This window comes from Colwellia sp. 6_MG-2023 (assembly GCF_030547765.1).
Lineage (GTDB): Bacteria > Pseudomonadota > Gammaproteobacteria > Enterobacterales > Alteromonadaceae > Colwellia.
On sequence record NZ_JAUOPP010000016.1, the window covers coordinates 13,049 to 26,071 of the forward strand.

9 protein-coding genes are annotated in these 13,023 nt (G+C 35.7%); 4 read left to right on the plus strand and 5 right to left on the minus strand.

The window, feature by feature from the left end; genetic code table 11:
* Nucleotides 1–112 precede the first annotated feature (112 nt).
* The 3 genes from ettA (at nucleotide 113) to Q4503_RS11350 (ending at nucleotide 2,798) form a co-directional block, all read left to right on the plus strand.
* The gene (gene ettA, locus Q4503_RS11340; RefSeq protein WP_303602338.1) at nucleotides 113–1,786 is read left to right on the plus strand and encodes an energy-dependent translational throttle protein EttA; all 1,674 of its coding nucleotides are present in this window, start codon (nucleotides 113–115) and stop codon (nucleotides 1,784–1,786) included.
* A 107-nt stretch (nucleotides 1,787–1,893) separates the two neighbouring features.
* A complete protein-coding gene (locus Q4503_RS11345; protein WP_215971256.1) occupies nucleotides 1,894–2,256 on the plus strand; it encodes a PilZ domain-containing protein in 363 nt (120 codons plus the stop codon).
* 41 nt (nucleotides 2,257–2,297) lie between these two features.
* Entirely contained in the window at nucleotides 2,298–2,798 is a 501-nt protein-coding gene (locus tag Q4503_RS11350; protein WP_215971257.1) for a glycine cleavage system protein R, read from the plus strand.
* Between the two features lie 165 nt (nucleotides 2,799–2,963).
* Here Q4503_RS11350 and Q4503_RS11355 read toward each other — a convergent pair whose 3' ends face one another.
* From Q4503_RS11355 to Q4503_RS11375, 5 genes are all read right to left on the minus strand, one after another.
* Nucleotides 2,964–3,215 carry a TIGR03643 family protein gene (locus Q4503_RS11355; RefSeq protein WP_303602339.1) on the minus strand — a complete coding sequence of 84 codons (252 nt, stop codon included), beginning with the start codon at nucleotides 3,213–3,215 and terminating at the stop codon, nucleotides 2,964–2,966.
* 605 nt (nucleotides 3,216–3,820) lie between these two features.
* Nucleotides 3,821–4,270: a polymer-forming cytoskeletal protein gene (locus Q4503_RS11360; RefSeq protein WP_252727307.1), complete on the minus strand. Its 450-nt coding sequence runs from the start codon at nucleotides 4,268–4,270 to the stop codon at nucleotides 3,821–3,823.
* Entirely contained in the window at nucleotides 4,260–5,417 is a 1,158-nt protein-coding gene (locus Q4503_RS11365) for a M23 family metallopeptidase (RefSeq protein ID WP_215971259.1), read from the minus strand. Before Q4503_RS11365 ends, Q4503_RS11360 begins: the two co-directional genes overlap by 11 nt.
* Before the next feature lie 807 nt (nucleotides 5,418–6,224).
* Nucleotides 6,225–8,714 (minus strand): penicillin binding protein PBP4B, encoded by a 2,490-nt coding sequence (pbp4b, locus tag Q4503_RS11370; RefSeq protein WP_303602340.1) that lies wholly within the window; start codon nucleotides 8,712–8,714, stop codon nucleotides 6,225–6,227.
* Nucleotides 8,715–8,863: 149 nt separating this feature from the next.
* Complete coding sequence (locus Q4503_RS11375) at nucleotides 8,864–11,794, minus strand: TonB-dependent receptor (protein ID WP_303602341.1); 2,931 nt, start codon at nucleotides 11,792–11,794, stop codon at nucleotides 8,864–8,866.
* A gap of 328 nt (nucleotides 11,795–12,122) precedes the next feature.
* Here Q4503_RS11375 and Q4503_RS11380 point away from each other — a divergent pair, with 328 nt between their 5' ends.
* Complete coding sequence (locus tag Q4503_RS11380) at nucleotides 12,123–12,977, plus strand: MurR/RpiR family transcriptional regulator (RefSeq protein WP_215971262.1); 855 nt, start codon at nucleotides 12,123–12,125, stop codon at nucleotides 12,975–12,977.
* Nucleotides 12,978–13,023 lie beyond the last annotated feature (46 nt).

The window sequence follows — 13,023 nt, forward strand, 5'->3', positions numbered from 1 at the left end:
TATTGGCTACTTAAATACAGCGGGAGCAAAAGCAAAGTAGTCTAGCCCTTGATAACATCTAGGTAGTTACTTAAAATAGCCTACAACTTAATCTTTACCTCTTGGGATTCCCATGGCATTACCAGATAAATTTATATTCTCAATGAACCGCGTAAGTAAAGTGGTTCCGCCCAAACGTACCATTTTAAAAGATATTTCTCTCTCATTCTTCCCCGGTGCTAAAATTGGTGTTTTAGGCCTAAATGGCTCAGGTAAATCAAGTCTATTACGCATTATGGCAGGAATAGATAAAGAGTTTGAAGGTGAAGCAAGCGCATTAGCCGGAACAAAAATTGGTTACTTGCCGCAAGAGCCACAGCTAGATGAAGAAAAAACCGTTCGTGAAGTGGTTGAAGGTGCAGTAGCTACGGTTAAAAATGCATTAAAACGTTTAGATGAAGTGTATAACGAATATGCAGAAGAAGGCGCTGATTTTGACGCACTAGCCAAAGAGCAAGGTCAACTTGAAGATATTATCAATACACAAGATGGGCATAATATTGACAATGTGCTAGAACGAGCGGCTGACGCTTTACGTTTACCACCTTGGGAACAAAAAATATCAGTACTTAGTGGTGGTGAACGTCGTCGTGTTGCTTTATGTCATTTATTATTACAAAAACCAGACATGTTGTTACTTGATGAGCCAACCAACCATTTAGATGCTGAATCAGTTGCTTGGTTAGAGCGTTTCTTACATGATTACCCTGGAACCGTTGTTGCGATCACCCATGATAGATATTTCCTTGATAATGTCGCCGGTTGGATCTTAGAGCTAGATAGAGGTGAAGGCATTCCTTGGGAAGGTAATTACTCTTCATGGCTTGAACAAAAAGATGCACGTTTAGCCCAAGAAAGTAAAAGTGAAAATGCCTTACAAAAAACCATTAAACAAGAACTAGAATGGGTACGTTCTAATCCCAAAGCACGTCAAGCTAAAAGTAAAGCTCGTATGGCACGCTTTGAAGAACTAAATAGTCAAGAAAATCAAAAACGTAATGAAACAAATGAGCTTTATATACCACCAGGTCCACGTTTAGGTGATAAAGTTTTAGATGTGCATAACCTTAAAAAATCGTTCGACGGTCGAGTATTAATTGACGACTTAAGTTTTAGTATTCCAAAAGGCGCGATAGTTGGTATTATCGGCGCTAACGGCGCAGGTAAGTCAACTCTATTCAAAATGATGTCAGGTACAGAACAACAAGATTCGGGTACAATTGAAATTGGTGAAACAGTAAAGCTTGCCAGTGTTGATCAATTCCGTGATGACATGGATGATAACAACACCGTTTATCAAGAAATTTCTGAAGGACATGATATTTTAGAAATTGGCACATACCAAATACCAAGTCGTGCTTATTGCTCGCGCTTTAACTTCAAAGGTAATGATCAGCAAAAATTTATAAAAGACTTATCTGGTGGTGAGCGTAACCGTGTTCATTTAGCTAAATTAGTTAAAACTGGTGGTAATTTATTATTATTAGATGAGCCAACCAATGATTTAGATGTTGAGACATTGCGTGCTCTTGAAGAAGCTATTTTAGAATTCCCTGGTTGTGCTATGGTGATCTCTCATGACCGTTGGTTCTTAGATAGAATTGCTACGCATATTTTAGACTACCGCGACGAAGGTGAAATTAACTTCTTCGAAGGTAACTTTAGTGACTACGAAGCTTGGTTGAAGAAAACATTAGGTGCTGCAGCAATTGAGCCTCACCGTATCAAATATAAAAAAATAGGTTAAATATTTACCACACTTAAAGATACATGGGTTAAACATGTATCTTTAAGTGCCTTTTGTTTAAAAGACAGCTATGCTGAAACTATAATTCATAACGATAATAAGTTTACATGGACAATAGACGACAATTCACCCGAGTATTATTTTCAATTAAAGCAGAGCTAAACATTGAAAATAATAGCTATCCGGTCTCTATACACGATATATCTCTTAAAGGTGCATTAGTGACTTTAGTAGAGCCTAAACAATCACTCAAAGAAAAGTTAGGCACGCTAACGTTTTTCTTATCTGACGGTGAATCTAAAGTTACTATGGATATTATCGTAGTTCACGAGCAAGAAAGCGAAATAGGGTTACACTGTGATGCTATCGATATAGACAGTATTACCCTGTTACGTCGCTTGATTGAGTTAAATCTAGGTGACAGTCAACAACTTGATAAAGAATTAAATCAACTTTCCCGAGTAGTATAGTACATTATCATTATTCACAAACTCCGTATTTAAGGATTCCTATGAACCATATTGTAATTTCATGTATTGGTGCAGACCAAACGGGTATTGTAGATACCTTGTCTAATGTTATTAAAGAGCATCAAGGTAACTGGCAAGTAAGTAGCTTACATCATTTATCTGGTTTTTTTGCCGGTGTAATAGAAGTTGCAGTGAGTGTAGATAAAACTCAAGCCTTAGTGACAGCACTTAACAATATTGAAAGTTTACATTGTAAAATTGAAATAGCTCACTCAGTTTCAGAAAAAATAAACGCTAACCTAACACTCGAGTTAACCGCAAATGACAGAGCAGGTATTGTACAAGAAATATCGTCTGTAATTCACCTTCAAGGCGGTAACTTAGTTAAACTAGTAAGCTCGCAAGCAAGTGCTGCTCATACGGGGCAACTAATGTTTAATGCTAAAGCTCACATTGCAATAAAAGCAGATGATGTAGATACACTAGTGGATGCTTTAGAAAATATTGATGATGACTTAATGGTTGATATTGCCAGAGCTTAACTGCGTTAATTTAAAGCTAAATTAACGCAGTTAATAAAAAAAACATTAAATAAAAATGGTTAAAATAGCGTGATAAATTCACAGGAAAGGGCTTGATAATAGAATACTATTACTTTTAAGCCCTCTAATAAATAGCAACTTAATACCTGTTTAATACGTACTCTTTTAGCGATGCTTGTACTGAGTAGGACAATACCCCCGAGAGACATCGGCACTGCGAAGTTTTATATGCTTTGTTGCACGCCCAGAAACACGAGAACGCCAAAGTTTAAAACTGCCCAACTTTAAATGACTACGCATAAAGCGAATAACGTCAGACTCATTCAAACCAAATTGTAGCTCTATCGCCTCAAACGGCGTTCTATCTTCCCACGCCATTTCAATAATTCTTGATTCACTTTCTTGAGATAATTTCATTGAGTACCCTTTATTTGTCAACAGAGTAAACATACGTACATTCTACACTTTTAGATCAAAAGGGCGTCCACCTTAAACATTGGTGCACCTAAGTAACCTGAGCTCGGCTTAGCATATTCTTCTCTAACAACTAATTTTACTTGCTTCATCGTTAAGTTTTATTAGTAATTATTTCAATGGATTAAAAACATCTTAAACCGAGTTCAAGTTAAGTTACTAGTCGAGGGGAAATACAGTGGTAATATAAGCTATCAATTTAATGAATAAATTTTTTTAGCCGTAATGATGAGAAAAATCCTTTTATTTTAATTACAACTTTTGCCTCACTAATTAGTAGTGCTACAAGGTTAAAATAAGATGATACTTGTGGAAGAGCTTAGCCAGAATGTGTCTTCTCACTAGTTGAGCGTAGTTTTATATTTGTATAAAGACAAACATAGGGGTGCTGAAAATAACAGACTCCTGATAAAAATTGAGTAATTAAACTTAGCTAAAACTCATCATTAAAGGAGTCTAATTATCTTATTACCTATTTGAGCATTGTCATATTGTTATATCAAGCTATTACAATAGGTATATTGAGTATATTTAGAGTAGCTGTTCAGCTAATTTACGTTTAATTTAGAAACTTCAGCAACACTTTTCTTTGTTGAGTTGAAGCTACCTTCAATTACTGCACCCTCTTCAATACTGATAATTTCATGTTGGATGTCGCCATGCACCTTAGCACTTTTTTCAAGGACAACCTTTCTGGCCTTGATCGTACCAACGACTTTACCTTTAATAATCGCTTCATCTGCCACAATAGAGCCTTCAACCCAACCATCATTGCCGACGGTCAAATGATTGATATTGATATCGCCTTCTATTTTCCCTTCTAATTGCATTACGCCTTGGCTTGAAACATTGCCAACGATAGTTACATCTGAGCCTATGATTGAAGGAATAGCATTATTTGAAGTTTTTTTCATATTTGTTTCCACTTTAGTATCTTTGGTTACTTTCGTATCTTTAGTATCTTTGGTTACTTTAGGCGATATAATTTTAGAGAACATCTGTCAGAGCCCTTATCAATTTTACTGGATTAATCTGCTTTTTATCGAAGATAACTTCATAATGTAAATGAGTACCTGTGCTACGTCCGGTGCTCCCCATTAACCCGATAATATCATCTTTATCAACTTGCTGTCCTTTTTTTACTTTGATGCTGTGTAAATGACCATAGCGTGTCGTAAAGCCATTTTTATGGTCAATTTCAATAAAAATACCATAACTACCATTACGACCTGCTCGACGAACAATACCGTTAGCAGGAGAGTATATTTTAGTTTTTGGCCAGCCAGCCATATCAATGCCTTTATGCATTGCAGGACGAGTCATCATTGGATCACTTCGAATACCAAAATGGCTCGATATATAATATTTTTTTGCTGGAAATGCTCTAGGAACGTTACTAAGTGCCTCTTCAATATTAAGCAGAGAGACAAGTTTATTTAGTAAACTTTGATTATCGGCAGACATAGAGTCGAGAGCTAGATCACCTAAAGGTCCACCCTGCGCTTGTCTCGTCATATTTTGCAGTAACATATCAGGAGAGATCCCTGTTGACAAAACAGCGTTTGTCAACACTTGTTGTCGTTGACTAATTTGCTGAGCAAGCTGAGCCCGACTACTTACCTGATAATTTATAATATTTTCCAGCCTAACTTTTACGTTCTCTATACTATCCAGTACAACATCCGTTTGTTGGTTCGCTTTAGCTGTAGGTTTTTCACTTCCATCCTTCAATTCTGTATTTAAGATCTCAGACGATTTAATATCAGGACTTGTTTGGCTGGTTTGTTTTTCTGGTAGTACTAATGACATTGAATCAAGAATATTTTGTAAAAACTTTTGCTGCTTTTCTACTTGTTCTAGTTTTAATACCAGAGCGTTTTGCTTTTCTTGATAAGTTAATGATAACTGATTCAGAGAGTTTCGAGATTCACCTAGCTCATTTTTAGTTAATGATATTTTGTCATTAAGCGTAAAATATTCCAAACTAGAAAAGGCTAACCAAACAATACAAACGCATAAAACAACTACAAAGCTAAACTGCAGACGGGCAGAAGCGCTAATATATTTAATTTCACCGTCTTGACGAATTAATAATTGTCGACGCGGAAAAAGGTTCTTATAAATTTGTTGTATTTTTTTGAGCATGAGTTCGATTTAATATAAAAGCTAAAACATGAGTTCCTTGATAATATAACATCAAATCCCTGTAAAAAAAGAAATAATATCCTATTTTTATTTCATATATATATATACGGTTAAAAATCAAAATATAACAGTGTCATTAATAGCATAAAATCAGTTAGTATTGTTAGTTATTGAATTAACTTATTAATAGTTTCAAATAAATAGCTTTTCAATAACATCAATAAAGTATTAAAACGACTGTCTAAGTAGTCGAATCGCCTTTCGCTGAAATATGAAGCATGAACAAGGTCAGTTTTATTTGTATTGCTTGGTCAACTTTTATAGACACTTTTCTTTTGGCGTGAAGTCACTTTCAATAGTTTCTCCTTTAGCAAATATAAAAGCTATCGATAGATCTAATAATAAAATACTTTTATCTGAATGCGACATACACCATGCTTATCTCTACCACCTTTTATTTCTATGCTATTTCAGCCCTTGAATAAACTCACAAGCATAGTTTTTTTAAGGTGCGCTAGCACAAGAAGAAACAAGCGCTAAATTGCACCTGATTACAATGTCAGTTATATGATCTACAACCAATTTTATATCCTTATTCAGTTTTTTGTTATGTTACCTACTAACTAAAAACCTTGTCTTATATTAATCGCAGTAAAGTTTGACGGATTAGCCTTTAGTAATTTTCCATAAAATCTGCAGCCATTACAAAAGGCTTTTTATTACCTAATTTTTCTTTCCTAGTATTTCTTATACTGTTATTTTAAATAAACTATTTAGTAACTAGCTATTTACTAACTAACCAGATAGCTATTTCCCTGTTAAAACTGCTTCATAAACTAATGAAATAATACTACCGTATTTTCCAGTTTCAAATGCTTTACCTTTAAAGGTGTAATGCGTTTCATCACCTTCTACTAAACTGTGTCTAGCGTTAGTAAGCAATACAATAGCCAAATCATGTTCAGGGTCAATAACTGTCACTGTGCCTGTCCAACCAGTATGTCCGTAAGCTGATGGACTAGCATAAGGTCCAAAGTGCCATTTTAATGCGCCATTGTTATTTCGACGCCAACCTAAACCGTAACTACCATCGGTGTCTGCGGGTTTGATAAATTGGTCTAATACGCTCTGATCAAAAACCTGCGTACTTCCATAGCCGCCTCTATTTAAAAGTGTTTGCATTAATACCGCTATATCTGACGTTGTTGAAAAAACGCCTGCGTGCCCTGCTACACCAGAAAAAGAATGAAAAGCTTTTTCATCATGCACTTCACCTTGTAAAACATAACGACGAACATTGTCAAAATCTACGCGACCACCGCGTGTTGTACCATGAATTTCAGTTGCCGCTATTTGTTTTTTACTTTTACCTTTAGTTAAAGGATTAAATAACGTGTTATGTAAATCAAGTGGCTGATAAATATCAAATTCACAATATTGGTCTAGACTTTTCCCTGTGATACGTTCAATTAACATTCCCAGTAACATGAAGTCAGTATCACTATAAATATGCTTAGTATTCCTACCCATTGAAAATGGTACTTTAGTTAAAATAAGCTGTTTAGTTTTATCACTATTTTGAGAATAAAAAGCTCTGCCAAGTTTATTGTTTTTATCAAAAAAACGTACTTGAGGGCCATAGCCTGCACTATGAGTGAGTAAATCTTTAACGCGTCGCGTTTCCCTACCTGAGCCACTATAATCGGGTAAATAATATGACAGTGGTTTATTGGTATCTAAACGACCTTCACTCACTAACTTCATTAAAGCAAAGTTAGTTGCAAACATTTTAGTATTTGAGGCAATGTCAAAAATGGTATTGGTTGTCATAGGTACAGGTGAAGCTAATAACTCGCCGCCATCACCATACTTTTGTGCATAGCCATAAGCCGTGCTTTTGATCACTTTACCATCTTTAATAACCATTAATGCTGCACCTGGAAAGCCTTGTTCGATATCCGCATTAATTTGTTTATCTACATTGATAAAGCGTTTGTCTTGTTTTTTACTATTAAATTCAAGCTCTGGAAATGGAATGATAATATTTAACGACGCTCCTTCTGGGAAAATATTATCAACTTTTAACGTGTTAACACCATTGATAGTACGGCGCTTCAAGCTATATTGATATCGTTCGCCTATTTCCATGCGTTCTCTAATATTGATTTTTTGACCATTAATATAGATATCTGCAGATAACGCATCGTTATTATCAATGATAATTTCACCTGAGCCACGATAGCTTTTAAATGTAGTACGGTCATTAACCAGTTCTCGGGTACTTCGATCAATTTCAGGAAAACGTTGATCAACTTGGCCACGTTTTTGTGTAAGTAATACTTCAGGGGCAGCAGTTAACTCGCTCTTATATCGTTTTAATAAAGCAGTGGCTTTTTCAGGAAAATATTTTTCTAATAAGGCGAATATAGTAGCCACTGTTTTTGAGTCGGGTTGACCTGTTACTTTCCAAGGCACAAAGTGCATTTGAAATGCTGATAAAGTATCTAGTGTTTGAGCATCTAATTCGCCCGTTTCTACCACACCATAACCGTAACTTTTTAGTGCCGCTTGAATAAGGCCAGTATTCGCTTTTTCTTGTTCGAATATTTGCCAGTATTTATCTACTGTATCGGTTTCATACCAAGCACCAATACCCGCCTGATAAAGTTGTTGCCATGGAAATCTTGGACCGGGATCATTTTTTCGTGTTGGGGTAATATCTGAATGACCAACAATCTGTGTAGGTGATATATCTGGATTACGTTTAAGTATATCTTGTGAGAGTTTTATAATTAATTCGACTTGTTTCGGGTCGAAATCGGGGAATATACAGAGTTTACTCTCGCTGTTTTCTCGGATGTAGGTTGTCGTCTCATCAGCAACTTGTGCTAACTTTCGGCATTGCGGTACATTAACAATTTCAATTCCAATCGATTGATCGTTTAATTCAGTACGGCCTTGCCAATAACTTTTACCAGCATGCCAGGCACGTTGTGATTCAGGCACTAATTGGTAAATATTTAATTCATTTTCAGTATAGGTTTCATCATTTGTTTGTGGAATAAGGTAATGTGAGCTTACGTGACCTTTTTCTACTAACGCCTGCACTGATTTTTCATAATCAATGGCAGTGTAGTGCATAACTAAAAACTTTATTCGTTCACTGTAATTATGTGATGGCAGTGATTTTATTGGTAATGATGAGCAGCTAGTCAATAATAAGACACACGCAAGTAGTTGTCCTACTAAAAAGCACTTGGTGTTTTTACTATTAAAAGAAAAGAGTTTTTTTTTCATAATACTTGCCTATTCACTGCTGAGATTTCTGTTTTTGTAAAATCATAAAATAATAATCAAAAAGTAATAAGAAAAATCCCCATCTAATGACGGGGATTTCAATAATAACGTTAGCTAAAAACGTTAAAGATTCACTATTCGATTTTCAATTAAAAGCTAATTTTAGCTGATAATTGTAGACGACGTGGATTTATTAGACTACGTGCTTCACCAAACGTGGTATTTGATGCATACGGGTCGTAATCATAACCTGTTTGATTATCAAACACGTTAAATAGGTCTGCTTTAAATTCAAGCAAGAAATCATCATAAATAGTAAAGTTTTGGCTATAGTTTAAATCCATTTGCCAATGACTACTTTCACGACGGCTACCCGCAGTTTCAGCATAGCGTATTGTTGAGCTGCTAAAGCCGTATGCAGCGCCATCCCATTTCTCCCATACATCACCTGATTGGTAGACAAAGTATGCACCGATATTAGCTTCCCAATCCGTTGTGTAATAACCATAAGCTTTAAACACATGTGGTTTGTCACCATTTAATGTACCGTACTTACCATCCCAAACTTGACGACCTGCGCCATCAGCAAGGTTTGATGAACCAATGAATAAGTTAGCATCGCTATCGGCACCAGTAACATCTTGATCATAATTACCATAATAATGACTCCACACATAAGAGGCATTAAAGTATGTTCTATCACCGATATATTCAGCTTCTAAACTCACTTCCCAATACTTAGTGAAGGCATCATCCAGTTCAGCAATAACGTATGATGAACCACCTACTTCGGCGCGCATTGCGTCTAAGTTTTCGATATAAAGTCCTTTTTCAGCAATATGTGCTGGCACACCACCAAATGGACTTTGGTAATCACCTAACAGACGATCTGTGTTTGCTGTATCTTCCCAGAAATGATCACCTTTACGATGACGTACATGGCCACGTAAATATAGGTTATTAGACATTGATTTAGTTGCACCAATGGTAAATTCATCAATACTACGAGGTGTCATATCATCTTGGAAAAACTTACCAGAAGAGCCTGCACGTGCTTCAGATTCAATGTAATCACCATTTTCATCAAAATCAACATCTAATGCAGCACGCGTATTTCGTGCCCACGAAGCGGCACGCGCTAAAGAAGTTGCTTCAGGATTATATTTTGCGTAATTAATAAATATAGACGCATCCTCTTCATAATTCCAAGTAGCTCCTAAACGCGGCTGAATCATATCTTTAAAGTCAACGGTATACATTTCATATTTTTCACCAGGTGCGAGTTCATACCCTGACACATTTGATGAATTTTTTCTAAGACCTTGACCATATAATACGTCTTTGCTGATTAATACACCAACTTCGAAAATAAAATCACGGTACTCTATTGAATCATTAATTTCAAAGTTAAAGCTTTCACTAGATGATTCAATTACTGGTACGCTAGCACCCGAAGCATCTTGTAAGCTCATTTGTTCGGTAATAGTACGATAATAAATTGGCGTACCATCAGTTGCTGTTTCTTGACCACCAATATATTGCAGAGAGCCCCAACCATTTGAAAAACGGCTAATTTCTTCAGTACCTTCAGCCCATTTAAAGCCGAAATGAAGTGTGTGGTATGCAGGACCCCATTCAAATTCATGATCTAAAGATAGCTCTAAACTATCGCGGTAGAAATTTTGTTCATTAATTGTAGAAGCAGCGCCAATAGAGCCGCCACCCGTTAGAACACCTGCCTCATCAGTATAACCATATTGGTTAATTAATGCCTGAGCGCCGGCACTATCAAAATCGGCATTATCAGCTTGCAAGTTTGGTACTGAAAATAAACCAAGGTTATCTAAATTATTTAAATCTAAAGAGTCACCTAAAGACGGGGTAACGCCTGATAATAATCTATCTGGGCTACCAGCAGTTTCAAGGGTAAATTCACTGTACTGGAAATTAAAGGTTGTCATATCATTAATAATATATGAACCTTCAAACGTTAAAATATCTTGATCCGCTTGTGAGCCTTCAGAAGTACTATCAGCACTAAATGCTTCTATTGACTCACCCGTCAGGGTTTTATCAGAGGTACGGTAACTAAAGTTTAATAATAAATCATCTACTGGTGCATAAGTTAATTTACCAAAATATTCTTTACGTTCACTGCTGTAATCTTTTGTTTCACCGTAAGCGGTTTCTTTGTTTACGCGATCTTCTTCTGGTTGATAAAATGAACCATAGAAAAATAGTTGATCTTTAATGATAGGACCACTTACGCTACCCGTTAACCAACTTTTATTTGTATCGAATGAAGTACCATCAGCATCATCTTTGTCAGCAACAAAGTTTTTATCTTGAATTTTGTACTCTAAACTACCATGAAATTCATTAGTACCTGATTTTGAAATAGTATCAATTGAAAAACCACCAGAGCGGTTAAAGCCTATTGCTTTTGCTCCACCACGGTCAACAGTAACACTTTGTACATCATGCGTAGACGGCTCAGAAGCTAAAGTACCAAACATAGGTAACGATACATCAACACCATCAAAACCATACTTATTATCACGACCAGAGCCACCTGCAGATGGGCCCAATACTTCATTCTCAGAATATTGAACACCTGGAATTAGTTTCATTAAATCACGATAGTTAGTACCTGTTGGAATGCCTTCAACAACATCAGCACCAATAGAGTTAGTTAATGAAGAGTTACCTTCACGCACTATTGAAGAACCTGTAACCGTAATAACTTCAATTTTATTATCAACCGGTTCAAGTGCTAAATTTACTCTTGTTGATTGATCTAAGAATACTTCAACATTCATTCTACGTGTTGTGCCATCAGCAGAAACAAAGGTAAGTTCATAATTCCCAGGAATTAACGCTGGTAAATTGTAACTACCATCAGCGTTTGTTACCACACTACGTGGTTTTGGCATATTTTCACTTGAAGCGGTTACCTTAATACCACCAATAGCAAGGCCTGAGCCTTCAGCAGTTACATTCCCTTTAATGCTAGCAGACTGTGCGAATGTAGATACACCCAGTCCCATTGCAATGATAAGAGCTATTTTTTTTAATTTCATGTTTAACTTCTCCAACTTAATTATTATAAGAATTAAATACGCGCTGTGCTTACATTTTAATACAGGTATTTCGTTTTAAAATCCGTAACCTTTTTAAATGTAGAATTTTTATTCAGTGTTATTAACTTATCACAATAGTAATAAAAGTAAATATTTTATTACTATATATTAAAAATAAACAAATATATTATTATTAATATGTCTAAATATAATTTTTCAATTTTATTTTCAGGTGTTTTTCTGTCTTATATAATTTTTTACTAGTAATTCTTACTTATTAATTAAATAATAATATAAGTTTAAAAATAATTTATTACTGTAGGTAACAATGTCAGCACTTCTTAAAATTAAAGCTATTCAAAAGTCTCTTTCAGTAAGTGAATTAAAACTTGCCAACTTTGTATTAAAATCATCCAATGCAATCAGAGATTTATCATCTCAAGAGCTAGCCAATGTGATTGGAATAAGTCAATCTAGTGTGGTTAAATTTACCCAAAAACTCGGTTATAAAGGCTATCCAGCTTTTAAAATGGCTGTTATTGATGCTCTAAATAGTGAAGCAAGTAGTGCCCCAACCTTACATGGGGAAATCACCTTAGATTCTACATTAACTCAAATTGCGGATATATTACTTAACAGTAAAATGGCTGTGCTTTCTGAAACCAAAGCACTTAATGAACAAAGTGCTTTTGAAGAAGCAGTAAAGTTAATCACTTCTGCTAAGCGTATTTTAATCTGTGGCTTGGGCGGCTCAGCTTTGGTCGGTAAAGATTTCTCATACAAATTACAAAAGCTAGGTTTACCGGCCTGCGCAGAGCTGGACGGTCATGCACAATTAGCTTATGTATCAACGTTTAAAAAAAATGACTTAGTCTTTGCCATTAGTGAATCAGGCCAAACAAGAGAAATTAAAGCAGTTACCGCTCAGGCAAAAGCGAATAAAAGCTCAGTAATATCTTTAACCAAGTATGGCTCTACACCTGTTTCAGATAATGCTGATGTGAAACTCTATTCTATTGCCGAACAAGAGTCTGTGCGCTTATCGTCGATTATCGCCAGAACATCACAAGAATTTATTATTGATATCTTGTTTATTGCGTTAACGCAAGCCTCTAGCCAAGGCAGAAAACTATTGGAAAAAAGTAACCGTGTGGTTAAAGACTTCCAACAAGCTTATGATTAATTGATACAGAGCTAATGGAAGTAAAGCCAACTAATAGTAGCCTAGC